This is a genomic window from Pseudomonas sp. 31 R 17 (genome assembly GCF_900004915.1).
In the GTDB taxonomy this organism is placed as follows: Bacteria; Pseudomonadota; Gammaproteobacteria; order Pseudomonadales; family Pseudomonadaceae; genus Aquipseudomonas; species Aquipseudomonas orientalis_A.
Window position 1 is genome coordinate 1 of record NZ_CVTN01000024.1, and the last position, 22,961, is coordinate 22,961.

General features: G+C 56.1%; 20 protein-coding genes, 1 tRNA gene and 1 pseudogene. 13 read left to right on the top strand and 9 right to left on the bottom strand.

The window, feature by feature from the left end:
* Nucleotides 1-38: 38 nt before the first annotated feature.
* On the bottom strand, nucleotides 39-1,430 hold the full coding sequence (gene gabP, locus BFP89_RS00405) for a GABA permease (protein ID WP_065883169.1): 1,392 nt from the start codon (nucleotides 1,428-1,430) through the stop codon (nucleotides 39-41).
* A gap of 556 nt (nucleotides 1,431-1,986) precedes the next feature.
* Here gabP and BFP89_RS00410 point away from each other — a divergent pair.
* The 5 genes from BFP89_RS00410 to BFP89_RS00430 all read left to right on the top strand — a co-directional run bounded on the left by BFP89_RS00410 (nucleotide 1,987) and on the right by BFP89_RS00430 (nucleotide 6,192).
* Nucleotides 1,987-2,760, top strand: a complete 774-nt coding sequence (locus BFP89_RS00410; protein WP_065883171.1) for an ABC transporter ATP-binding protein — start codon at nucleotides 1,987-1,989, stop codon at nucleotides 2,758-2,760.
* Between the two features lie 13 nt (nucleotides 2,761-2,773).
* Complete coding sequence (locus tag BFP89_RS00415; protein WP_005783892.1) at nucleotides 2,774-3,526, top strand: ABC transporter substrate-binding protein; 753 nt, start codon at nucleotides 2,774-2,776, stop codon at nucleotides 3,524-3,526.
* A gap of 74 nt (nucleotides 3,527-3,600) precedes the next feature.
* On the top strand, nucleotides 3,601-4,296 hold the full coding sequence (locus tag BFP89_RS00420; protein ID WP_065883173.1) for an ABC transporter permease: 696 nt from the start codon (nucleotides 3,601-3,603) through the stop codon (nucleotides 4,294-4,296).
* 38 nt (nucleotides 4,297-4,334) lie between these two features.
* Nucleotides 4,335-5,024: an ABC transporter permease gene (locus BFP89_RS00425; protein ID WP_065883214.1), complete on the top strand. Its 690-nt coding sequence runs from the start codon at nucleotides 4,335-4,337 to the stop codon at nucleotides 5,022-5,024.
* Entirely contained in the window at nucleotides 5,005-6,192 is a 1,188-nt protein-coding gene (locus tag BFP89_RS00430) for a methyltransferase (RefSeq protein WP_065883174.1), read from the top strand. Before BFP89_RS00425 ends, BFP89_RS00430 begins: the two co-directional genes overlap by 20 nt.
* Before the next feature lie 241 nt (nucleotides 6,193-6,433).
* Here BFP89_RS00430 and bcsQ read toward each other — a convergent pair whose 3' ends face one another.
* The gene (bcsQ, locus tag BFP89_RS00435; RefSeq protein WP_065883176.1) at nucleotides 6,434-7,333 is read right to left on the bottom strand and encodes a cellulose biosynthesis protein BcsQ; all 900 of its coding nucleotides are present in this window, start codon (nucleotides 7,331-7,333) and stop codon (nucleotides 6,434-6,436) included.
* A gap of 332 nt (nucleotides 7,334-7,665) precedes the next feature.
* Here bcsQ and BFP89_RS00440 point away from each other — a divergent pair.
* The 4 genes from BFP89_RS00440 to BFP89_RS00455 all read left to right on the top strand — a co-directional run bounded on the left by BFP89_RS00440 (nucleotide 7,666) and on the right by BFP89_RS00455 (nucleotide 11,291).
* Nucleotides 7,666-7,741: transfer RNA gene (locus BFP89_RS00440), tRNA-Thr, on the top strand.
* 191 nt (nucleotides 7,742-7,932) lie between these two features.
* Complete coding sequence (locus BFP89_RS00445) at nucleotides 7,933-9,090, top strand: AAA family ATPase (protein ID WP_065883177.1); 1,158 nt, start codon at nucleotides 7,933-7,935, stop codon at nucleotides 9,088-9,090.
* Nucleotides 9,091-10,038: 948 nt separating this feature from the next.
* Complete coding sequence (locus tag BFP89_RS00450) at nucleotides 10,039-11,019, top strand: integrase domain-containing protein (protein WP_065883179.1); 981 nt, start codon at nucleotides 10,039-10,041, stop codon at nucleotides 11,017-11,019.
* Nucleotides 11,016-11,291, top strand: a complete 276-nt coding sequence (locus BFP89_RS00455; protein WP_065883180.1) for a hypothetical protein — start codon at nucleotides 11,016-11,018, stop codon at nucleotides 11,289-11,291. Before BFP89_RS00450 ends, BFP89_RS00455 begins: the two co-directional genes overlap by 4 nt.
* Nucleotides 11,292-11,326: 35 nt before the next feature.
* Here BFP89_RS00455 and BFP89_RS29115 read toward each other — a convergent pair.
* The 4 genes and pseudogenes from BFP89_RS29115 to BFP89_RS28140 form a co-directional block, all read right to left on the bottom strand.
* Nucleotides 11,327-11,601, bottom strand: a pseudogene (locus BFP89_RS29115) (transposase); the annotation flags it as partial.
* A 133-nt stretch (nucleotides 11,602-11,734) separates the two neighbouring features.
* Entirely contained in the window at nucleotides 11,735-12,766 is a 1,032-nt protein-coding gene (locus BFP89_RS26870; RefSeq protein ID WP_083207985.1) for a retron St85 family RNA-directed DNA polymerase, read from the bottom strand.
* A 250-nt stretch (nucleotides 12,767-13,016) separates the two neighbouring features.
* The gene (locus BFP89_RS28135) at nucleotides 13,017-13,382 is read right to left on the bottom strand and encodes a hypothetical protein (protein WP_141689015.1); all 366 of its coding nucleotides are present in this window, start codon (nucleotides 13,380-13,382) and stop codon (nucleotides 13,017-13,019) included.
* Nucleotides 13,379-14,224: a phosphoribosyltransferase-like protein gene (locus BFP89_RS28140; protein WP_141689016.1), complete on the bottom strand. Its 846-nt coding sequence runs from the start codon at nucleotides 14,222-14,224 to the stop codon at nucleotides 13,379-13,381. Before BFP89_RS28140 ends, BFP89_RS28135 begins: the two co-directional genes overlap by 4 nt.
* Nucleotides 14,225-14,852: 628 nt before the next feature.
* On the opposite strand from BFP89_RS28140, the gene BFP89_RS28145 reads away from it, so the two are divergent.
* Nucleotides 14,853-16,205 (top strand): hypothetical protein, encoded by a 1,353-nt coding sequence (locus BFP89_RS28145; protein ID WP_065883182.1) that lies wholly within the window; start codon nucleotides 14,853-14,855, stop codon nucleotides 16,203-16,205.
* On the opposite strand, the gene BFP89_RS26875 is transcribed toward BFP89_RS28145, so the two are convergent.
* The gene (locus BFP89_RS26875) at nucleotides 16,087-16,680 is read right to left on the bottom strand and encodes a TetR/AcrR family transcriptional regulator (protein WP_083207986.1); all 594 of its coding nucleotides are present in this window, start codon (nucleotides 16,678-16,680) and stop codon (nucleotides 16,087-16,089) included. The genes BFP89_RS28145 and BFP89_RS26875 overlap by 119 nt on opposite strands.
* 165 nt (nucleotides 16,681-16,845) lie before the next feature.
* On the opposite strand from BFP89_RS26875, the gene BFP89_RS00465 reads away from it, so the two are divergent.
* Together BFP89_RS00465 and BFP89_RS00470 are read left to right on the top strand one after the other, a co-directional pair.
* Nucleotides 16,846-17,628: an SDR family NAD(P)-dependent oxidoreductase gene (locus tag BFP89_RS00465; protein WP_065883183.1), complete on the top strand. Its 783-nt coding sequence runs from the start codon at nucleotides 16,846-16,848 to the stop codon at nucleotides 17,626-17,628.
* On the top strand, nucleotides 17,625-18,623 hold the full coding sequence (locus tag BFP89_RS00470; protein WP_065883185.1) for an NADP-dependent oxidoreductase: 999 nt from the start codon (nucleotides 17,625-17,627) through the stop codon (nucleotides 18,621-18,623). The genes BFP89_RS00465 and BFP89_RS00470 overlap by 4 nt, the downstream gene beginning before the upstream one ends.
* A gap of 78 nt (nucleotides 18,624-18,701) precedes the next feature.
* On the opposite strand, the gene BFP89_RS00475 is transcribed toward BFP89_RS00470, so the two are convergent.
* Nucleotides 18,702-19,988 carry an OprD family porin gene (locus tag BFP89_RS00475; RefSeq protein WP_065883187.1) on the bottom strand — a complete coding sequence of 429 codons (1,287 nt, stop codon included), beginning with the start codon at nucleotides 19,986-19,988 and terminating at the stop codon, nucleotides 18,702-18,704.
* Nucleotides 19,989-20,396: 408 nt separating this feature from the next.
* On the opposite strand from BFP89_RS00475, the gene BFP89_RS00480 reads away from it, so the two are divergent.
* Nucleotides 20,397-22,484: a TonB-dependent receptor gene (locus BFP89_RS00480; protein WP_065883188.1), complete on the top strand. Its 2,088-nt coding sequence runs from the start codon at nucleotides 20,397-20,399 to the stop codon at nucleotides 22,482-22,484.
* A 26-nt stretch (nucleotides 22,485-22,510) separates the two neighbouring features.
* Here the strand turns inward: BFP89_RS00480 and BFP89_RS00485 are convergent, their stop codons facing one another.
* Nucleotides 22,511-22,726, bottom strand: a complete 216-nt coding sequence (locus tag BFP89_RS00485; protein ID WP_057725459.1) for a hypothetical protein — start codon at nucleotides 22,724-22,726, stop codon at nucleotides 22,511-22,513.
* Nucleotides 22,727-22,961: the final 235 nt, after the last annotated feature.

The following is a 22,961-nucleotide window of genomic DNA, read 5'->3' on the forward strand; positions in this document are numbered from 1 at the left end:
GGGGGCAAGCCCCCTCCCACATTTTGATCTGCATTTTGTCAGTTCAGTACGGGAGCGCCGGCTCTCTGGGCCTTGCGACGACTGGCTACAAACAACCCCGCCAACACCACCAGCAAGCTCAGAATGCCCGTCGCGATGATTTCGACACGATGGGCTTCCTGGAACAGCATGATGGTCAATGTACCCACGATAAACACCATCACCGCGTAGGTCAGGCCCGGGAACAGCCACATCTTGAAGACAATCTTCTCACCCGCCGCCGCACGCTTCTGACGCATGCGCAGTTGCGACACTGCGATCACCAGGTACACCAGCAGGGCAATGGCGCCGGAACTGGCCAGCAGGAATTCAAAGACCGCCGCCGGTGCCACGTAGTTGGCAAATACCGCCAGGAACGCAGCGCCGGTAGACAGCAGCACCGCCCAGTAAGGCGTACCGCTTTTATTGGTGCGCTTGGCCACAGCCGGGGCATCACCACGACGGCCCAGGGAGAACAGCATGCGCGAGGCGGTGTACAGCGCCGAGTTGAGGCAACTGGTCACGGCAACCAATACCACCAGGTCGACGATCAGCTTGGCGTTCGGAATGCCCATGCGCTCGAGCACAGTCTGGTAGGAACCCACGGCAGCCAGTGTCGGATCGTTCCACGGCACCAGGGACACGACGATGAAGATCGACAAGAGATAGAACAAACCAATCCGCCAGATCACCGAGTTGGTGGCCTTGGTGATTTGCTGGCCGGGATTCTTCGACTCCGCGGCGGCAATGGTGACAATCTCAGTGCCCATGAACGAGAACATGGTGGTCAGGATCGCTGCCAGCACCGCGCCCATGCCGTTCGGCATAAAGCCCTGGGTGTCGAACAGGTGCGATACACCGCTGACCTGGCTGGTGGGCAGCAAGCCGAAAATCGCCGCCAGGCCGAGGATAACGAAGCCCACGATCGCCACGACCTTGATCAGCGCAAACCAGAACTCGAACTCACCGTAGTTCTTCACACTGAACAGGTTGGTCGCGGTCAGCAGCAAGGTAATGATCAGGGTAAAGGCCCAGATCGCCACGTCGGGGAACCAGGCATGCAGGATGGTCGCCGCCGCGTTGGCTTCCAGCGGAATCACCAGCACCCAGAACCACCAGTACAACCAGCCGATGGTGAACCCGGCCCAGTGGCCGATTGCGCGGTCGGCGTAAGTCGAGAATGAACCTGTGTCCGGCGACGCAACCGCCATCTCGGCAAGCATGCGCATCACCAGTACCACCAGCGTACCGGCAGCCGCATAGGCCAGCAGTACGGCCGGGCCGGCGGCGGCAATCGCGTGGCCGGAGCCGACAAACAAACCGGCACCGATAACACCGGCAATCGACAGCATGGTGACATGCCGCGGTTTGAGCCCCTGTTCGAGGTCATTGGAGCTTTGCGTACTACTCATTGACACACCTTTGCGAGGAATTGCGAAAACGGTTCGCCGGGCCTGCGGTCTTTCTCGTGAAAAGAAACCAACAGGGCGTTCTTTATTTTTTACGCAAGATTTGCGCCAAAATGTAACAAAGGCACAGTTGACGTGGGCTGTAGGAAAATTCAGTAGTGATCGCAAGTCTTTGAGAACAATGGCATTCCGCTATAGCGTTACCGTGCGACTCACCTTGCAGACGGACAGGTGCACCAAAAACACACACAGAAAGTGCGTGACGCTCCATTAAAGCGCTGATAAGCGCCGTTTGCCCGGTTAACCCTTCCAACACCTGCCCAAAGCTGGCACCATCGCGCCCTTTTTTACGCGAAGCCTGTAGATGCTCCGGGTTCAAACGTCTGTTCGGTTGTAGATGGCGCGACACGCCGCTGTGCCGATGCGACACCCTGCCGCAGACCACCCGTTAACCGTCCGCAGCGCTGTTGGCTGTCATCCAAACGCTATGCTAGCTTGGCGCCTCGCCAGGAAGGCGGCCCAACAGCGAAGATCGCAACGAACACAATGAGGACCGCACATGGCCGAGGCCACGCCCGCGCTTGAAATCCGCAACTTGCATAAACGCTATGGTGAGCTGGAGGTACTCAAAGGTATCTCGCTGACCGCTCGCGACGGCGATGTGATCTCGATCCTGGGTTCCTCCGGCTCCGGCAAGTCCACCTTCCTGCGCTGCATCAACCTGCTCGAAAACCCGCACCAGGGGCAGATCCTGGTGGCCGGTGAAGAACTCAAGCTCAAGTCCGCGAAAAACGGCGAATTGTTTGCTGCCGACGGCAAGCAGATCAACCGCCTGCGCAGCGAAATCGGTTTTGTGTTTCAAAACTTTAACCTGTGGCCGCACATGAGCATCCTCGACAACATCATCGAGGCGCCTCGCCGTGTACTCGGCCAGAGCAAGGCCGAGGCGACAGAAGTGGCCGAAGCCCTGCTGGCCAAGGTCGGCATCGCTGACAAGCGTCACGCCTACCCGGCGCAACTGTCCGGTGGCCAGCAACAACGCGCCGCCATTGCGCGGACGTTGGCCATGCAGCCTAAAGTCATTCTGTTCGATGAGCCAACGTCGGCGCTTGACCCGGAAATGGTCCAGGAAGTACTTAATGTGATCCGCGCGCTGGCCGAAGAAGGCCGCACCATGCTGCTGGTCACCCACGAAATGGGCTTCGCCCGCCAAGTGTCCAGCGAAGTGGTGTTCCTGCACCAGGGCCTGGTCGAAGAGCAAGGATCGCCACAGCAGGTGTTCGACAACCCGCTTTCGGCGCGCTGCAAACAATTCATGTCCAGCAACCGCTAACGGAGCAACATGCATGCAGACCTATAAAAAATTCCTTCTGGCCGCGGCCGTCTCGATGGCGTTCAGCGCCACGGCCATGGCGGAAACCTTGAAGATGGGGATCGAAGCGGCCTACCCGCCCTTCAACAATAAAGACGCCAGCGGTAATGTCGTCGGTTTCGACAAGGACATCGGCGACGCCCTGTGCGCCAAGATGAAAGTCGAGAAGTGCGAAGTGTATGTGTCCGACTGGGACGGCATCATCCCGGCCCTGAACGCCAAGAAGTTCGACTTCCTGGTGTCCTCGCTGTCCATCACCGATGAGCGCAAGCAGGCCGTCGACTTTACCGACCCGTACTACTCCAACAAGCTGCAGTTCATTGCGCCCAAAGCCACGGCGGATTTCAAGACCGACGCCGCCTACCTCAAGGGCAAGGTGATCGGTGCACAACGTGCAACGCTGGCCGGTACCTACCTGGAAGACAAGCTGCCCGACACCGAGGCCAAGCTGTATGACACCCAGGAAAACGCCTACCTCGACCTGACGTCCGGCCGCCTCGACGGCATCCTGGCCGACAAGTACGTGCAGTACGAATGGCTCAAGAGCAAAGACGGTTCGGCCTATGAATTCAAGGGCGACCCGGTGGTAGAGAGCGACAAGATCGGCATCGCCGTACGCAAGGGCGACCCGCTGCGCGAGCGCCTGAACAAAGCCCTGGCAGAGATCAAGGCAGACGGCACCTACAAGAAGATCAACGACAAGTACTTCCCGTTCAGCATCGAATGATCTGAACGGCCTGCCCGGCGCGCTCACCTGAGCGCGTCGGCTTTCAGCAATGCCTGCCGCGATATGAAAACACCATGAATTTCGATCTCTACGGATTCGGCCCGGCGCTTGCCGCCGGCGCGCTGATGACCGTCAAACTGGCGCTCACGGCCCTGTGCCTGGGGCTGGTGCTGGGTCTGGCCGGCGCCCTGGCCAAGACTTCACCGTACAAGCCGTTGCAATGGCTGGGCGGTGCTTATTCGACCATCGTTCGCGGCATTCCCGAATTGCTGTGGGTGCTGCTGATTTATTTCGGCACCGTCAACCTGATGCGTGCCCTCGGGGAGTTTTTTGGTAACCCCGACCTTTCCCTGAGCGCCTTTGCCGCCGGAGTCATCGCCCTGGGCCTGTGCTTTGGCGCCTACGCCACGGAAGTGTTCCGTGGCGCGATCCTCGCCATTCCCAAGGGCCACCGCGAAGCCGGTGTGGCATTGGGGCTGTCGAAATTCCGGATTTTCACGCGACTGATCATGCCGCAGATGTGGCGCATCGCCCTGCCGGGCCTGGGCAACCTGTTCATGATTCTGATGAAGGACACTGCGCTGGTGTCAGTGATCGGCCTGGAAGAAATCATGCGCCACGCGCAGATCGGCGTGACCGTGACCAAGCAGCCGTTCACCTTCTTCATGGTCGCCGCATTCATGTACCTGGGCCTGACCGTACTGGCGATGACCAGCATGCACTTCCTGGAAAAACGCGCCGCCCGCGGCTTTGCAAGGAGCGCCCAATGAGCGGTGACTACAGCTGGCTGTCGCATTTCGATCTGGGCCTGAACTGGGCCGTGATCATCAAGTGGCTGCCCAAATTGGCCCAGGGCGCAACCCTGACCCTGGAGCTGGTGGCGATCGCCGTGATTGCCGGCCTGTTGCTGGCGATCCCGCTCGGCATCGCTCGGTCTTCGCGCCGCTGGTACGTGAGCGCCCTGCCCTATGGCTACATTTTCTTCTTCCGTGGCACGCCGCTGCTGGTGCAGTTGTTCCTGGTCTATTACGGCCTGGCGCAGTTCGACTCTGTGCGCCACAGCTTCATGTGGCCCTACCTGCGCGATCCGTTCTGGTGTGCCACCGCTACCATGACCCTGCACACCGCCGCCTACATCGCTGAAATCCTGCGCGGTGCGATCCAGGCCATTCCCCCAGGCGAGATCGAAGCCGCTCGCGCCCTGGGCATGTCCAGGCCCAAGACGCTGTTCTACATCATCCTGCCCCGCGCCTCGCGAATCGGCCTGCCGGCCTATAGCAACGAAGTGATCCTGATGCTCAAGGCCAGCGCCCTGGCCAGCACCGTGACCTTGCTGGAACTGACCGGCATGGCCCGGACCATCATCGCTCGCACCTACCTGCCGGTGGAGATCTTCTTCGCGGCCGGGCTGTTCTACCTGCTGATGGCCTATGTGCTGGTGCGCGGTTTCAAATTGCTGGAAAAATGGCTGCGCGTCGATGCGTGCCAAGGACGTTGAGGCACGCTTCCAGGCACTGGATGCGTTTCTGATCGAGCACCAGGGGCTGTGGCGACCACGGCCCTTCACCCACCTGCAATTATCCTGGGAAACCGAGCATCGCGCGTTATCGCAGTGGCTGCGCCAGCGCTCGCTGGACGACGCCGAAGCCAGTCACAATCATCCCCACGACCTGCCGGCGCCCGCGCCTTTTCCACAACTGGCGGCTCAGGCGCTGCGCCTGGGCACTGTGGATAAGTTGCCGACCCACGCGCTTGCACCCGCCCGCCATCGCCTGAACGTCGACGTTCCGGGGCGTAAATGGCAACAGATCGAAGCCTTCGGCGCCGCCCTGAATTTTGCCGGAACGCCCAACCACTGGCTGGACTGGTGCGCCGGCAAAGGCCACCTCGGCCGCCGCCTGCTGCAACCTGGCCAACAACTGACCTGCCTGGAATATGATCCGGCCCTGATTGCCTCAGGCAAAGCCTTGAGCGATCACCACGGTTTGCCCGTCACCCATCGCCTGCAAGACGTGATGGCAGAGGTCACGATCAACTCCGAACACACGCCAGTCGCCCTGCACGCCTGTGGCGACCTCCACGTGCGCATGCTGCAACTGGCCAGCGCTGCCGGCTGCAAACAACTGGCGCTGGCACCGTGCTGCTATAACCGCATCAACGCCGACCGCTATCAAGCGCTGTCCGCGACCGGGCGCGCCTCTGCCCTGCAGCTGTCAATCGATGACCTGGGCCTGCCGCTGAGCGAAACCGTCACCGCCGGCAACCGCGTACGCCAGCAACGCGATACCTCCATGGCCCGGCGCCTGGGGTTCGACCGCCTGCAACGGCAATTGCGCGGATGCGACGACTACCTGCCCACGCCCTCCCTGCCCGCCAAATGGCTGGATAAATCTTTCGCTGAATATTGCCGGGAGCTGGCAAGCCTCAAGGGTTTATCCACAGGCGATCAGGATTGGCTGGCGCTGGAAGCCCATGGCTGGCGGCGCCTGGCCGAAGTACGAAACCTGGAATTGGTCAGAGGCCTGTTTCGTCGCCCGCTGGAATTATGGCTGGTGCTGGATCGGGCCCTGTTCCTGATGGAGCAGGGTTACAACATCGAGCTGGGCAGCTTCTGTGAACCGAGCCTCACGCCACGCAACTTGATGGTGCTGGCCCAGCGCGATTAAGGGGCAAAAATTCCTACAGCGCCCTGTGGATAACTCTGTTGATGAATTCTTTACGAAGGCTGTAACCATCAGCGCTACAGACCAAAAGCAGCACTGGTCATTTTTTGTTCACAAAATAAAACGCACACAAAACAGGCAGTTGCAGCGTGTTGAGAACGCCTCCATAAAATGGCTGTTATGTGACGCCTGTTACTAACGGATTGTGCATAAGCATCTGGGCTAGACCGTATAAACCGCGCTTTCACGCGGTTTTTTTCAATGCCTTCAGCAGCAGGCACAGCGCATTGATGTCGTCACTGGCGAGCCGCTTCGTCACATTATCCAAGGGGTCTGCCGCAGAGGCCAACGCCTCGTTGATCGCCATGTCGCGGTGAACTTCAAACAGCTCTCTGCCAAGCCGATGCTGGAGCGTCTCGACCATGTCCAGGCTGAACGCACTGCTTTCATCCACCTGGTTAACCACCACGTGCACGGCAGGTGGGCACTGGCCTTCAAGATGCGGCGCGAGCAGCGTATCCAGCTGATCCAGCGTGACAAGGCACGCAGCGTCCGGCTGCACGACCGCCAACACCACATCGGCAACGCTCAGCGCTTGATGGAAATACACGTTATTACCGGCGGGCGTATCGATAATCACCGTCTGCCGCTCGCTCAAGCCCAATGCCCCAAGACGTCGCGCCAGCCAAGCGGGCTCCTGCTTGAGCCAACGCTCCAGGCTCTCCTGCTGCTGGACATCGATATCGCCGAAAGTAATCACCCGGCACCCGGCAAAACCCAACTGCTGCAGCGGGGCCCATTGCCCATGCTCCAGGCTGGTGCGCCCGACACCCGGCAATGTGCAACTGACGCCAAAGTGGTGATGCAAGGCATTCTGCGGGTCCAGATCCAGCGCCACCACCGACTCTCCATGACGCTGCAAACCGCTGCTCAACGCCGTCACCAGCGTGCTGCGACCCACACCGCCATTGATAGACACCAGCGCCACTATTTTTGGACGCAACACAGGGCTCTCCAGCGGCTGGACAGGTTGATGAGATTCTTGAGGGATAGTGCCGAAAAAATGCATTCGCGCATTGATGCCGTCGGCATCACGGATGACGTCCTTGCCGAATAACGCCAGGATTTCTCTGCCAAGCCCCATCACCTGCTCCTCACGACGCAACCTAAGACGTGAAGCTCGGCAAGCGCGGGTACTTACCGCAGGTCTTATTATCAGTCGCCCTTTGTGTGGGGCATTCTGTGACAACAGGGTGGCGAGTGTCATTATTTTGGTGCTATTGGCGATTGAATTTTGGATGAACGGTAAATGGTCAATTTTATGACCTTCCTTGGTGTATTTGTCTGTGCGGGTTTTCAGGCGGTGAAAATGTGGAAAAAACACGGCGATCGCGAAAAACCACAGGGTTTGCAAAAATAGTCAGAATTCAGGGGTTTACAGAACCTTTTCAGTCGCTATAATCGTCGCCCTAACACGCCGGTATAGCTCAGTTGGTAGAGCAACTGACTTGTAATCAGTAGGTCCCGGGTTCGACTCCTGGTGCCGGCACCATATAAGACGAAGCCCCTGCAGAAATGCAGGGGCTTTGTTGTTTCTGGGATATTCATCCTCGATCCCCCCTTTCCCGCTTCCTCCCGTCCCTTTGAATCACGCCTTTTTGCGCCACAATTCCTGATTTCATCCTTTATGCTAAATTATGTGCTGGCAATAATTATGGCGTATCCATAAAAAGGGATAATTGCATGAGCAGCATATTTCAGCGCCCTGAACTGGCCGAGTCGATGGCAAACCAGCTTCTCAATCCAGGCGTATTAGATGAAGGTCTGCGCTCGGGTCTGTTTCTGTCCGGCCTGCGCCGTACAGGTAAAACGACCTTCCTGCGCAGCGACCTCATCCCCGCTCTGGAAGCAGCAGGCGCCCTGGTGATTTACGTCGACCTCTGGAGCGACACGCTGGCCAACCCGGCGACGCTCGTGCACAACGCCATCCACAAAACCCTCAAAGAACTGCAAACGCCGGGCTCTTCAATCCTGGAAACGCTCAAGCGCGTCAGCAATGTCGATCTAGGCGCAGCAGGATTCAAGTTCGGTTTCAAACTCGACAGCATCGGCAACCCCGACGGCCCCACATTGGCGCAAGCACTCACAGAGGTTGTCGACCAAGCGAAGACCGATCTCGTGCTGATCATCGACGAGGTGCAACATGCCATCTCCTCCGACGATGGCAACCAACTGCTCCTGGCACTCAAAGCTGCGCGTGATGCAATCAACCCACGCCCGAATACGCCGGGCTACTTCCTCTTTATCGGCACAGGCTCCCACAGAGCCCAGGTCAGCGAGCTGACCGCCAAACGCAACCAAGCGTTTTCCGGTGCGACATCGGCCGCGTACCCGCTGCTAAAGGGCGACTACGTGGAATTCCTGCTCAACCGACTGGCAATGACGGTGAAGAAGGAAAAGCTCCCCTCACTTGGGGCCGCAGTCGAAGCCTTCAATACCCTAGGCAATCGACCTGAAGAAATGCTCAAGGCATTGCGTCAACTCTTGCAGCAGGACGGTGAACCCGATGTTTTCCTACCCGTAATCGCCAGCACCTTACGCTCGGCAGCAGCGAGTATTGAGCTTGAAAAAGTCGAACAGCTGGGCAGCCTGGCTCAGGCGATTTTCAACAAGATCGCGTCTGCGGAACGCGATGCTCGGGGGATTTTCTCTACTGATGCGGCGGCGGAATATTCCAAGACGGTAGGTCGCGAAGTGCGGGTTGAAGAAATTCAACCCGTGGTGATTGCGCTGGTGGCGGAGAACATCATCATGCGGCGCGGGCATGGGATTTATGCGATTACGGATCAGTTTGTTCAGGAGATTTGGTTGGAGGAGCGGGCGTTGATTGAGGGGCGGTAGGGATAAGAAAGTGGAGCTCTCACCTTTAGTCCCCAGCAAAGTGAGCGTACGTTCTCGAAATCTCGCTGACCCGCTTGTCCAAGAGGCTCCATCCAAGCAGGGCTGTAAAGCCGCCATGCTGAATGGACCTCACCTAATCTAAAGCCCACGCAACTGTCTGTGGAAAACCACAGATTTCCATCGCTGAGTAATTCCATCCACAGCTGCAGAACTCCCAAAAGTTCGAGCCTTAACCCGAATTATCCACAGGCGTAGAAAAGATCGGGCAAGGCGCTGTCGTTGACAGCAACCCAGGTAGCCCGAACCTTTAAGGCTACGCCACACCGTGGTGGTTCTCCCAAAGTGCGATTAGCGTCCGGCGGCTCGCACGGTCACAGCGATGTGATGGATGCCTACTTTTAGCAGTGTGCCCACTGCGGCAACTCATCCCCTTTTATAGCTGCCCTGCAGCAACTTATCCGCTTGGCCATTTCCTTGCGCCAACCTGCGCCCGTCTCTTTCTCCCGGAAAGAGACGGGCGCTCCTACCGCTGCTGCAGCCCAACTCGTACAAGGCATTGCGGCATTTCCCCTCGTGACAATCGGCGTGACAAACACCCAGTGATCACCGGCAACAGCGATGCAGATGATAGTGCCGCAACCCAGGGAATGGACTGCACCTGACTGACAGTCAGGCATGCCCCGGTCATCTCATCACTGCCTTCACCCGACTCAGGATCTCGCGGCGCTGATCTCGTCAGCCAGTGCAGCCTCCACCCGCCCACTTCTTCGGAAGTGCTCAGGAGGTCAGATCATGAGATGCCCAAGCTCCCGGTCGTAAGGAGCCGCAAGTCCCGCGTTAGTGGACAACCCTCACAGGTCGCAGGGGCCTTGATCCCTGATAACTCAACATTCTTGGCGGGATGACGTGGGGAAGGTTTTAAGAGTTTACTTCGAGAGGAGTTCGATCATGGCATTGGGCGGTAGACGAGACGGGCGAAATTTTGGCTATGGCCGGCAGTTGAGTTATGCCGGGCCACAAGCGCTAAAAGATCTGTTTGGCGGCGGGCACTACGGGACGGTCAAAGCGCACAGTGATCGCTGGCAGGCGTTTGTCCGGTGGTGCCGGTCGGAGGATGGACCAGGACTCAACGATGCGCGACAAATTGATCGGCAGACCTTGCTGGATTACGCCGGGCATCTGCGTCAGCAAGTTGAACAAGGCGCTATCGGCATCGCCACCGCGCAAAACCGATTGTCCAGCGTGAACCGAACCATGGCCGCGCTTCGCGGTGATCCGTATGTGAGAGTGCCAAGTCCGAGCAAGGCGTTGGGAATGCAGCGCACCAGTGTTCGTCGCTCGGTGCCGCAAGGCCAAGACCGCAAACACGTGAAGCGGATCGTCGACGAGCTTTGCGAACATCAGCAACCGCGTGCTGCGGCCATAGCTCAGTTAGCGCGAGCCACCGGCATGCGTTTACGTGAGGCGATTTTGGCCGACCTTCCTCGACTGCAACGGGAAGCCATGCAACTCGGGAGGATCAACATCCAGGACGGCACCAAAGGTGGCCGCGGCGGAGCAACAGCACCTCGCTGGATCATGGTGCGCGAGCATGTTCGCGAAGCACTCAGATATGCCGAGCAGGTCTTACCGCATGGCAGCCGCAACCTGCTGGCACCGAACGAAAGCTACCTCGACTTCTTGCAGAGGATCGTCCGCCCCGCCCGAGATATCCTCCATACGCACAATCTCAAAGGCTTCCACGAATTGCGTGCAGCCTATGCTTGCGAATGCTATGAGCAAATCACCCATCATCTCGCGCCCATCAACGGTGGCAGGTGCAGGCGCCTCAATCCACGCCTTGATCGAGAGGCACACTTACAAATCAGCTATGAGCTCGGACACGGCGGTATCGACGTGGTATCGGCGTACATCGGTGGCCGAGCATGAGCAAGCCATTCGATATGGAGCTGTTCCTAGCGGGCGTCCTGACCGGATCGCACACCACCCGCCAACGCCACCTGCGTCAGGCGAAGGCTATCCAAACAGCGATCGCTGAGCGCTGGCAACGCGACAATCCATGGACTTGGCAGAGAAAACACCTTGCGTGGGTTTTGAATTACAACCTAAACCAGCACGCTGAATCGACGCGCTATTACTATTTGCTGACCATGCAATTACTCACTCATCGCTTAGGAAAACCTTGGCAGTTCAACCGCTAAACGAAGGTCAGAAATCGGCCAAAAGCAGCCGTTTAGTCACCCGCAAGCGTCTTAATAAAGGCATACTTCAGCCGCACTCCTTGAAAAGTAAGTGGCGGCCTTTTTAAGATGTCTCGCTCCTCCGTCACCCGCTTCAGCTCAGCACGTAGAAGGCAAAGCTCGATACTCTGATCGTCCTCCCGGACGCGCTGTTCCAGGGGTTTGGGTAGCGCTTAATCCGTAGATACAACCTGTGCACGGGCACACCCAATCGCGCAGCTATCTCCGAGCCAGGAAGCTGCTTTTCGTTCACTTGGCTGACCGCATAGATTTTGAATTATTCGAGATAACGCCAGTTTATCATGCCACCAATGTGGCTCATTTTAAGGCTTGTGGGCGCTACAAACCCAAGGGAATTCAGTTACAGAAACAATATATCTAAGATTAATAGAAAAATACCCGCTCTAAATAGCGTTTCCTTTCTGTATCTCATGTAACATGGATAGCGCTTTTATTGCATAGGGATCAGCAGGCTCCGCCTGCAACCAGAAATTCACCTTACCAATAAGAGAGTCGATATAGAAAGGTTTTCTTATTTTCTTTTTTGATAAGTGCGATTGATAGCCATATTTTTGAATAAAGTATAACTCTTTCTTTAAATCACGTTTAAAGCTTCTTGGTACGCCTATTGATTCGCCAGCAACAGAGAGGCCTGTAACAATTTTCTGATTCCTAGCTATTTGCAGCCTAGTTTTATCAGCATTAACTCTTAATCCGACGTCGGATATGATCGAGTCGACAATGCCAATAACGGCATGGGGAATATATTCACCAGAAAAAGTTAAATCATCTGCATAGCGAGTATATTTCATATTATAACTTTGAGCGAGATTAGAAAGCCTGTGATCCAATCCACGCAGCAATATATTTGTTAGGTATGGACTTGTTGATGCCCCTTGAACCAGAGAGCCATTTTTACAGCACAATGAAGCCAAGTAAAATGATACGTTGTCGGCATATCCTAGCTGATTGAAAAAATTCGCGACCCAGTCAATCTTAATTGAAGGGAAAAAATTTTTTATATCCATCTTTAATATGCATCTTGATTTCAAGTGCGGGGTGGCGTTAGTGAATATTGATCTTCCGGGTACATAGCCGTGAACACAAGAGTGAACAGGGATATTTAATAGTATATTTTTATATATCCAGTCTTGGCAAATAAGCAAAGAAGGAAATGGACTGTCTATCTTCCTTAGCCCACCTGATCTTTTTTTAATATGGAAGGTTCTATAAAAAGAAGGGGTTGAATTTACCATTGCGCGGAAACGAGTCTGATCAATACCTATCAATCGAGACAAATGCTCAAACTCAAAAATGACAGGAACCGAGTTACCTACAAGAGCCCGAATGTATTCGGAATAGACATCAATAAGTGCCCCCGACACCCCTCTCTTTCTGAAGTGCGCGAGCCATTGCTTTATAAGAATTTCATTCATAAAAACCTGCAGAGGCTACCTTCTTTACTTTAGCAGCTTTGCTTTTGACTTGTTTTACCCATCTGTAATTTCGCGCAGCGAAATTGCGGATGGGTGGACCACGTCAAAACGCGAAGCGTTTTGTAAGTGTAGTAACTTCAGCACGCTTCATCGCTGAAGTTACTACAACTTGGTTATCGGGAACCTTACCCGGGGAGCGACTACACTCCAACGTACTAGCCTCTGCAGGCGGCGCGATCATACTGCATTCTTATTTGGTTTGAAAGCGTTTTTTACTTAACAGATCCACGTTAGGTATATAGTAGTCATCCAAAAGCTTGGGGCGTAAAAAATCTGAAGGTGTTTCGCGCCACTCTTTTTTCATTGAGACTAATCTAGGCAATGCCGCTTTAGCATTTATTTCGCCTATCTCTGACAAACGCGCCACACCCAAGTGCTCAATAATTAGCTCAGACTTAAGAAGTCGGGCATACCTTTCAAGAAAAAATTTAAGCGAATACCTACTTCTGCGATAAATGGTGAATGGCTCTAAACCGCCGGATGATGCCAAAATAATATATAATAATTTAACGTCGGCAAGTATGAGATCGCGCTGAACTTCAGGAGGAAAACTCATGCGTCACCCATAGCTCTAGTCATTAATACATGTCTATCTTCGCCATCACAATTAAAAGCCCACCAGAAAATAGGAAAAACACTATTTGGGGTGTTTCCATCTTCTCGGTAGTATGTTGCTTGGGCCTCATTATAACCGAGGCTAGGCATTGCTCTGCCTTCATACTCAGCAGAAAGGTTTCTCTCAACAAATTTCATTAGGTCGCGGTGCTGAGCAGCGTCTTCTGATGAGTAATAATCATCAATGCCTTTTTTGACAAGCCTCTGCGCGGTCATATCGATGCCAGCGGCAGTCACATTTCCAAGGCCAAACTCAGTAGAGACTAATACCTTAACCGCAATAGAGTAATCCTGGACCCCAGCATTTTTTAATTGCGTATGGATTGACTCAACTCTTCCTAAGACGGTTTGCCCCGAGCCGACAAACTCATCTATTAAAACTATATGATTGTGTTTTGTTTTTTTGTATTGTTTGTATACGGCTCCAAAATCATTAATTATAGCATGACGTCGCCACTTTTTTTTCTCCATAATCGGCTTTAGTGTGTAGGCAACAAGTTGCGAACTATCAGTTGCGGAGCCAGTCCCCATCGCGGTTATTAGCGTGCTAGATTCACGATCGGAATATTTGGAAATTATTTCATTGGCTAGACTATCTATTAGCTTGTAGTTATCTTCTCTATTTATATAAAAAAATCTATCTATTATTTCTGAAACAAGCTGTCTAGATGTGTTGCACTGACATTCAGAGAAAAGAACATGCTCAAGCTCATCAGTCTTGTCTCCCAGCCATGGCTGACTTCTGATTATATTAAGCATCAAATTAAAGCGTTCTTTATTCATTGCTGTGCTATTCGCCTGAGCTGGTCCCGCTTTCACAAGAAATGCTATCATAGCAGTTAAATTGATGGCTACAAGCCATTAACCATAATGATGCTGATTTCAACACATTCCAAGGCTCGTTGGATATTCTGCTCTTCATATCCTTTCCAGATTGTGATGGGACACCATAAGAAAAGGTATCTTTTCACTGATGTCCGATCCTAATGGCTTACGGGCATCGCCGGTGTTGTGACAGTCTATAAATCGATCAAATTTCGAATGAATCAAAAACGTGTTTCCGTAGGCGGCTCTGAATTACTTACAGACCGACAATGTGCTCACATCTAAAAAATCCCGAATTCGATTCCACCGAGCGCCATAACTAGCTGATTTACTTATAGTTACTAGTTGGGGGTACGCCGAATTTTCCAGCGAACTCCAGACGCCCGAAAAACCTAGCCCCGCAGAAACATACCGTTCGTCTGGTGCCGGCACCATATCTCAAAGCCCCGCAATGCGGGGCTTTGTGGTTTCTGGGGTTTGGAAATCTCAAAATTTTAATGAGCCGTTTTCTTCAAAACGTCCAAAAAACGTCCACACTTCGTTTTCAACCTGCTACGTAGCGTCGGCATGAAGAACCTGCAAACTAATGAGTAACGATGCCGCCTTGAGCCGGGCCGCCGCTCCCGGTGACATATTGCTGCTCTGCGGCAAAAGCAAAAGTCGCCCCCTCAACCTCGGCTATCAATCGCTGGTGCGAAACAGTCGAGCGTTGTACACGCATGTCGCATTGGTTATCAGCCCTTTCCGCGTCATCCACGCCACCCCAGGCAAGGGTGTAGAAATCCGGGCATGGCGTGAGATAAGAGATCAGTACAGTATCCGCGAGTCATCAGTCGCGAGGCTTCAATACCTTGACGATGACCACCGCGACAAGCTGATGCTCCGAGCACACTACTATTTTGGCCAGCGCTACTCGCTGCTTGCCCTTCGCAACCCCCCTGAAACGTTTAACGACCAGGAGGGCATTGTCTGCTCACAGCTCGTCGCGCAGGTTTTTCGTGATGTCGGAATGACGTGCGCCTCGAACGGTGCTCGAAGGTGCCTTCCATTGGATATCCATATTCACACCCAAGAAAGCCCGGACTGGTTGCGCATCCCATTTTGCGACTACCAGTTTGATTCTCCACGAGAACAGGGTTACGACTTACTGCATAAATCCCGGGATATTGTGTTTGAGTTGGACGGCTATGCTGCCAGCCTGGTCAAAGATAACTTCTCGACAAGCCAAGCCATTGTGGCACTGGAAAGGGCACTCCAATCGATGGTCATGGCGGTAGAGACTGGACAACTCAAGGCTGCGGATTTGCTAGCTCATCTCGATTTCGCTGCCGATGCGTTATCGCCGAGGCACTGGGTGGCGGAATGGAAACGGCATTTCGCCACTCCTCAGTCGCCTGCCGCTTTCATGCATGAAGATGGAAATTCGCGCGACCGCATGAAGCGTTTATTCATGGGTGCTTGCGACGCAATCGGAAATACCGCTCATAAGGCGTTCGATCACATGGAAGAGATGGCGCATTTGTTCGATGGGTGGCTTGCCGTATCCAGCGATGCAACCGTCGATATCCAGCCCAATGAGCTGTATCGCCAGTTGCTTGCTCTACATGAAAACATGCGGGCCAGGGTTGATAACCTGGACCACCTATTGGATTGGACGCAAAACTTATCTGACGATTTCACCCTGGATTTTCCTGCCATCCTTGCATCAGGCATCTACGAATCCGAAGAAGAAATAACCTCAGCAAGTCGATGCTTGTTGAATATTGCTGACTTCGCCAATGCCATAAGCAGTTGGGACGCTATGCGAACAGCAGTGCTGGCTACCTTTGAGGAACGGCCTTGCTTGGAGTCGACAACGCCCCCTCCATCCGCGCCCTACACACCCCCAAAATCTCATCCGCCAACGCCGAATCATCCGGACAAGCCCGCGACAACATAATCGCGCCCACCGCCCTCGCCAGTAGATCAATCATTTTCGCCCGCGCCTCTTCCGGCGCCTCATCCGGGCCAGCCGGGCATTTTTCGCCGAGTGTCTGCAACAAGCGTTCGATGCCTCCAGCAAAGGCCGATTTCAATTCCCCCGACTGACGCGCCGCATCACCGCACAACGCCGCCATGGTGCACCCCGTCGCGCGACTGTCGCGATGGTCTCTGGACACGTATAGATCGATGAAGTCCTTCACGCTCAACTTTTCGGCGCCTGCCAGGGAGTGCGCGAAGCTGTTGGCCGAAGCTTCGGCCATCAGGTCAGCCTTGGAGCCGAAATGTTTGTAGAAGCCGCCATGGGTGAAGCCGGCGGCGGCCATCAGGTCGGCCACGCCGACGCCGTCAAAGCCGCGTTCGCGAAACACGACTGACGCCGTTTCGACAATGTGCTCCCGGTTTGCCTGGGCCTGGGCCTTGGATACGCGCATGTTCGATTCCTCTCTACCGCTGGATGCATTGGCCAATGATACATAGATGTCGTTCATAATCAAAATCGTTGACAGTTTAGATTTCGATCATCATCCTAATCACCAGCGGTATGACCTTCCTCCAAACGAACGGAAATCTCCGTCCCTGACCAAAGAGCTGACACCATGACCACTCGCCCTACCGTTCTCATCACTGGCGCTTCCACCGGCATCGGCGCGGTTTATGCCGAGCGTTTCGCTCAACGCGGGCATGACCTGGTGTTGATCGCCCGCGATCACTCACGCCTGGAAACGCTCGCCGCCGCCTTGCGCGACAAACACAACGTCGCCATCGATGTGCTCCAGGCCGACCTGACGCAACTCAACGACCTGCACGCCGTCGAAGCGCGCCTGCGCGATGACGCGCGCATCGGCATCCTGGTCAACAACGCCGGCGCCGCACAATCGGGCACGTTTATCGAGCAAAGCACTGACAGCGTTGCGCAACTGGTGGCCCTCAACACCACCGCGCTGGTGCGGCTCGCGAGCGCCATCGCGCCGCGCCTGGCCAAGGCAGGTGAAGGCTCGATCATCAACATCGGTTCGGTGGTGGGGCTGGCGCCTGAGTTCGGCATGTCGGTGTATGGGGCGACCAAGGCGTTTGTGCTGTTCCTCTCCCAAGGACTGAGCCTGGAACTGTCGCCTCGGGGTGTCTACGTGCAGGCCGTACTGCCCGCCGCGACCCGCACGGAGATCTGGGATCGCGCCGGTATCGACATCAACACCTTGAGCGAAATCATGGAAGTGGATGCGCTGGTGGATGCCGCACTGCTCGGCTTCGACCGTCGCGAACCAGTGACCATTCCCGCGCTGCAGGACGGCGAGCGTTGGGATGCGCTGCAAACCGCGCGCCAGGGGCTTCTGGCGCAGATCAAGCAGTCCACCGTGGCGCAGCGCTATCTACCATGAAGGCATTTTTCATCGACCGCTACGGCAAGCAGGACGGAAGAATTGGCCAAGTGCCCGACCCTGCGGTCGGTGTGCATGACGTGCTGATCCAGGTGCATGCAGCGAGCGTGAACCCGCTGGACTCGAAGATCAGCACGGGGGAATTCAAACTGATCCTGCCCTACAGGTTTCCATTGATATTGGGCAATGATCTGGCCGGAGTGGTGGTTCGCACAGGTGCGGCGGTCACGCGATTCAAGCCGGGAGACGAAGTCTATGCACGTCCTCCCGAGTCACGGATCGGGACCTTTGCCGAGTTGATCGCCGTGCATGAAAACGCGCTGGCGTTCAAACCCGCGAACCTGAGCATGGCCGAAGCGGCTGCCATGCCCTTGGCCGCCTTGACGGCCTGGCAGGTGCTGGTTGAAACCGCCCAGGTGAAAAGAGGCCAGAAGGTGTTGATTCATGCCGGCTCCGGCGGTGTCGGCACGCTCGCCATCCAGCTCGCCAAGCACCTCGGCGCCTTCGTGGCGACCACCACCAGTACGGCGAATGTCGAATGGGTGAAAGCACTTGGGGCAGATGTGGTCATCGATTACAAACAGCAGGATTTTTCCAACGAGTTGCACGATTTCGACATGGTATTGAACAGCCTCGGCAGCGATGTACTGGAGAAATCGCTCAAGGTGCTCAAGCCTGGTGGACAGCTTATTTCTCTGTCAGGACCGCCCACCGCGCAATTTGCCCAATCGCAGGGCTTGCCCTGGGTGCTGGGGCAGGTCATGCGCCTGCTGAGCAGCGGTATTCGCAGAAAAGCCCGTAAGCGCGGGGTGAGCTATGCCTTTTTGTTCATGCAGGCCGATGGAATACAACTGCAGAAAATCACCGCGCTGATCGAGGCGGGCGTTATCAAACCGGTCATCGATCGCTCCTTCCCTTTCGAATCGACCGCGCAGGCATTGCGGTACGTCGATCAGGGAAGGGCAAAAGGCAAGGTCACCATCACCCTCCAATAAGCTTGATTTCGAGCATAAAAAAACCCCGAACCAGTCGGGGTTTTTCGTGGCCTGGCATCAGGCACGACGTGCAATCAATCAGAAAACATTGATCGGGTAGTCGGCGAACAGGCGCAGCTCGTTGCCGCCTACGTTGTAGTTGCTGGCGTTGTTGGAAACGCGCAACCACGAAGCACGCGCACGCAGGCTCAGGTCTTTGGCCGGGCCGCTCTGGACCACGTACTTGAACTGGTTCCAGATTTCGCGCTCGGTGCCATCGCCACGGCCGGTGCCGTCGTCGATGTTGGTACCGCGCACGTAGGCAACGTTGTAGGTCAGGCCCGGTACACCGAAGGTGGTGAAGTCGATGCCGTAGCCGGCCTGCCAGGAGCGCTCGTCCTTGCCGTTGAAGTCGGACCAGTAGGAGTTGGCCAGCAGGATGGTATTGCCGCCATCGCCGATGCCGCCGGCGTTGCGGTAGCCGCCGTACAGGTAGCCGGTGTCGCCGGTGCTGCGCTGGTGAGCGACGGTGAAGCTGTGCGGGCCAACAGCCCAGGTAGCGCCCAGGCTCCAGATTTTGTTGTCGCGTGCGTCCGCATCACCTTGGTTTTCCAGGGCGAAGCTGCGGTCCAGCTTGGTCTTGTAGCCGTTGAAGTCAAAGGTCAGCGACTGTTTCTCTGGCAGCGCCAGCACGTAGTTGACGTTGACGTATTGCTTCTTCAGCACGTCCTGCATATCGGAGGCATACAGGGCAGCCGACAGGCTTTCGGTGAATTTGTAGCTGCCACCGATGTAGTTGATGCTCTTCAGGCGGCCGCTGTCGCTGCCTTCGGCACTCTTGCGGGCTTCCTTGGTGAAGTGACCGGCGTCCAGTTGCAGGCCGGCGATTTCCTTGGAAACGATCGAGGTGCCCTCGTAGGTTTCCGACAACAGGCGCGAGTTGTCGTACTGCAGGACCGGCACGGCCGGCATCTGCTGACCGTATTTGATCACGGTGTTGGAAATACGCGCCTTGACGGCTGCGCCGCCTTTGGCCAGGTCGTTGGCCGCTTCACCGCTGTCGCCTTGCTTGAAGAAGTCGATACCGCCGGCGCCGCTGCGACCTTTACCGCCGTCCAGACGGATGGCGTATTGGCCGATCACGTCCACACCCACCCCTACAGTGCCCTGGGTGAAACCGGACTCGAACTTGCCGATGAAGCCCTGGCCCCACTCGGCTTTGTCCTGCTTGCCGTTTTTGTAGTCACGGCTGATGTAGGCGTTGCGTGCTGCGATGTTCAGGTGGCTGTCTTCAACGAAACCCTTGGATTGCTCCTGGTCGTTCGCCATGGCTGCCGATGCGCTCAAAATCCCCAGAGCGATCAGACTCATCCGTTGCTTCAACATGTTCTTATATTCCTTATTACTGGTTGAGTACGCGCTATGACACCAGGCCCCTATCATTTTCCGGTGTCGACTTTCTCCAGAAAAAACAAGGCCCGCGGACGACTGAACTGCCGCGGGCCTTTTCTTATTGGATGAGTCATGGCTGTCAGCCACAGGCGTTGGGCGCAATCCTATGCGCGCGTTGAACTATGTGTCAATTTCGTGAAGCACCTGTATTTAGGCTAAATAATTCTAAGCACAGACCTATTGCGCTTGGGTAACCGTCCAAAAATCCCAACAGCCCCTGCAAAAAAACACACTAAGTAACAAATTAACCGACGATACGTTTGGGAATAGATCCCGCAAGCAAATGCAAAGCATTACCATTTGCGCGTTTTCTCATCCCTGACAATTCGGACACTTTTTCCCATGCCTGCCCCTCGCCTGACGCCCGTTCTTCTTGGGCTTTCTGCTGTGCTGTCTGCCGGTTTTGCCTGTGCTACCACAGTGTTGCCTGCCACCTCGATCAGCGCCGAACTCGACGAAGACGACCCCCGCATCAAGCAAAGCACCACCGCCACGCGCACTGCGACCGCCGTGCGTTACGTACCCCAGGCGATCGATTCGGTGAAAACCGACAGCCTGCGCGCCTATGGCACCCACGATCTGGGCCAGGCGTTGAGCGGTATTCCCAACGTCAGCAGCGGCGCCGACACGCGCTTCGACAGCCTGCGTATCCGCGGTTTCGATGCAAGCAATGACTTCTACCTGGACGGCATCCGCGACGACAGCCAATACGTGCGTGACCTGCACAACATCGAGCGTATCGAGGTGCTGAAGGGCCCGGCAGCGGTGCTCTACGGGCGCGGCGGCCAGGGCGGGATCGTCAACCGTGTGAGCAAACTGCCAAGCCCCGGGCGCAGCTCCAGCCTCGAAGCCCAGGGCGGCAGCAACGATTTGCGCAGCCTGTACGCCGACCTGAGTACCGACCCCAGCGATAACATCAGCCTGCGCCTGAACATGGGCAACCTGGACAACAACAGCTTTCGCGATGGCGTCAGTGGCAACCGCCAGTTGTTCGCGCCGTCGATGAGCTGGCAACTCACGCCCGAGCTGAACTGGCTGGTGCAATACGAATACAGCCGCTACAACCGCACGCCGGACCGCGGCATTCCTGGGGTCAATGGACGCCCTGCGGAGGTGAGCCGCAGCACTACCTATTTCTCCAGCGGCGATTACATCGATGACACCTCCCAGTCCCTGCGCTCCAAACTGGCCTATGAGCTCAACGACAACTGGCAACTGCGCCACACCCTGGGCGTGTTCAAGCTCGACAGCGATTTCGACAACACCTATCAGACCGCCTACGACGCGAGAACCAACACCGTCAGCCGCCAGCACTGGCAGCAGGACCTGACCACCCGCAACGTGTTCAACAACCTTGAGCTGGAAGGGGGTTTCGATACCTTCGGGCTGGAGCACCGCCTGCTTACCGGGATTGAACTGGGCAGCCAGCGCCGCGACCCGAAACTCTACTCGGCCACCGCGCCCAATCGAGGCGGCCAGGCTGTACCGAGCCTGAATCTGCACCAACCCAACCGTCACCTCAGCCATACCGGCCGCATGAGCGTTTCGAGCGACAACCACACTGAAGTCGAAAGCCGCGCCCTGTACGTGCAGGATCAACTGCGCCTGAACGATCAGTGGCAACTGTTGGGCGGGCTGCGTTATGACCGCTTCGAAGTGGACACCACCAACAAGCTGCTCAACACTCAACAGGACGTAAAAAGCCACAGCACCAGCCCCCGCGTCGGCCTGGTGTGGACGCCGCTGGAGCATCACGCCTTCTATGCTTCGTGGAGCAAGACGTTCTCCCCGGCAGGCGGCGGCTTGATCGGCATCACGCCAAACGCCGCCGGCAGCGTCAATGATCTCAGCCCCGAGCTGACCAAACAGAAGGAAATTGGGGTGAAAAGCGATTGGCTTGACGACCGCTTGAGCACCACCCTGGCCGTGTACGAGCTTGAACTCTACAACCGCCGCACCAGCGACCCGCTGGACCGCACCATTACCCTGCTGACAGGCAAGCAACGTTCGCGCGGCATCGAGCTGACCGCCACCGGCAAGGTCGTCGGCCATTGGTATGTGCGCGGCGGCATCGGCCTGCAGGATGCCAAGGTGGAGGAGGACAACAACGGTTTCGAAGGCAAGCGCATCAGCGACGTGGCCAAGCGCAATGCCAGCGTGTTCATCACCTGGAAACCACAGATGGGCTGGTATGCGGAAACCGGCCTGACCCTGGTCGGTGATCGTTATGCCGACAACCTCAACACGGTGGTATTACCCGGTTATGGTCGCTGGGACGCGCTGGCCGGGTTCCGTCAGAAAGAATGGGACGTGAGGGCTGCGCTGAACAATATCGCCGACAAACGCTATTACGCCTCGGCCACCAGTGTCGCGCAGATTCAGCCGGGGGAGCAGCGCAGTGTGGTGGTGACGGGCACCTACAGTTTCTAAAGTTCCTCCTGTGGTGTGGGCACTCTTCAGTGACTCATCAGCTCGCACAACACCTGCACCTCATCCTCCGTGAACAAACCCGCCGGGTAGCGTTCGCTCATCACGCTGCGCAAGTCAGGCTGTTGCCTGACTTGCCGCGAGCCGTTTTCCTTCAACCAGAGCCCCAGCGCGTGGATGGCATCGCCATCGACCCGCACCGGGTGGAACGTGCGCATGTACATCGGGTTGATTTCGGCATTCATTTCAGCGCTCTCTCCTGCTGCGTGAGCGGCTAACGTACTCAAGGTATGTGACAGAACAACGCGGTCTTGACCTGAGTCCCTGTCGCCTCTATGCGATACAAGAGCTATGCCAATGTCCCGTATTCACGGGTATTCAGAAGCAAAAAAGCCCGCGACGTTGCAGGGCCGCGGGCTTGCCTGGAACACCGCTATCACGCGGTGCTCACTCGCCATCAAGGCACTGTTACAACTGCAC

Excerpts from the sequence above, each read along its gene's own strand:
- BFP89_RS26870 (WP_083207985.1), bottom strand. The coding sequence starts at position 12,766 with ATGAATGAAATTCTTATAAAGCAATGGCTCGCGCACTTCAGAAAGAGA.
- BFP89_RS00445 (WP_065883177.1), top strand. The coding sequence starts at position 7,933 with ATGAGCAGCATATTTCAGCGCCCTGAACTGGCCGAGTCGATGGCAAAC.
- BFP89_RS00475 (WP_065883187.1), bottom strand. The coding sequence starts at position 19,988 with ATGTTGAAGCAACGGATGAGTCTGATCGCTCTGGGGATTTTGAGCGCA.
- BFP89_RS00485 (WP_057725459.1), bottom strand. The coding sequence starts at position 22,726 with ATGAATGCCGAAATCAACCCGATGTACATGCGCACGTTCCACCCGGTG.
- BFP89_RS00465 (WP_065883183.1), top strand. The coding sequence starts at position 16,846 with ATGACCACTCGCCCTACCGTTCTCATCACTGGCGCTTCCACCGGCATC.
- BFP89_RS28135 (WP_141689015.1), bottom strand. The coding sequence starts at position 13,382 with ATGAGTTTTCCTCCTGAAGTTCAGCGCGATCTCATACTTGCCGACGTT.
- bcsQ (WP_065883176.1), bottom strand. The coding sequence starts at position 7,333 with ATGGGGCTTGGCAGAGAAATCCTGGCGTTATTCGGCAAGGACGTCATC.
- gabP (WP_065883169.1), bottom strand. The coding sequence starts at position 1,430 with ATGAGTAGTACGCAAAGCTCCAATGACCTCGAACAGGGGCTCAAACCG.
- BFP89_RS28140 (WP_141689016.1), bottom strand. The coding sequence starts at position 14,224 with ATGAATAAAGAACGCTTTAATTTGATGCTTAATATAATCAGAAGTCAG.
- BFP89_RS00420 (WP_065883173.1), top strand. The coding sequence starts at position 3,601 with ATGAATTTCGATCTCTACGGATTCGGCCCGGCGCTTGCCGCCGGCGCG.
- BFP89_RS00450 (WP_065883179.1), top strand. The coding sequence starts at position 10,039 with ATGGCATTGGGCGGTAGACGAGACGGGCGAAATTTTGGCTATGGCCGG.
- BFP89_RS00415 (WP_005783892.1), top strand. The coding sequence starts at position 2,774 with ATGCAGACCTATAAAAAATTCCTTCTGGCCGCGGCCGTCTCGATGGCG.
- BFP89_RS26875 (WP_083207986.1), bottom strand. The coding sequence starts at position 16,680 with ATGCGCGTATCCAAGGCCCAGGCCCAGGCAAACCGGGAGCACATTGTC.
- BFP89_RS00410 (WP_065883171.1), top strand. The coding sequence starts at position 1,987 with ATGGCCGAGGCCACGCCCGCGCTTGAAATCCGCAACTTGCATAAACGC.
- BFP89_RS00480 (WP_065883188.1), top strand. The coding sequence starts at position 20,397 with ATGCCTGCCCCTCGCCTGACGCCCGTTCTTCTTGGGCTTTCTGCTGTG.
- BFP89_RS00470 (WP_065883185.1), top strand. The coding sequence starts at position 17,625 with ATGAAGGCATTTTTCATCGACCGCTACGGCAAGCAGGACGGAAGAATT.
- BFP89_RS28145 (WP_065883182.1), top strand. The coding sequence starts at position 14,853 with ATGAGTAACGATGCCGCCTTGAGCCGGGCCGCCGCTCCCGGTGACATA.
- BFP89_RS00455 (WP_065883180.1), top strand. The coding sequence starts at position 11,016 with ATGAGCAAGCCATTCGATATGGAGCTGTTCCTAGCGGGCGTCCTGACC.
- BFP89_RS00430 (WP_065883174.1), top strand. The coding sequence starts at position 5,005 with ATGCGTGCCAAGGACGTTGAGGCACGCTTCCAGGCACTGGATGCGTTT.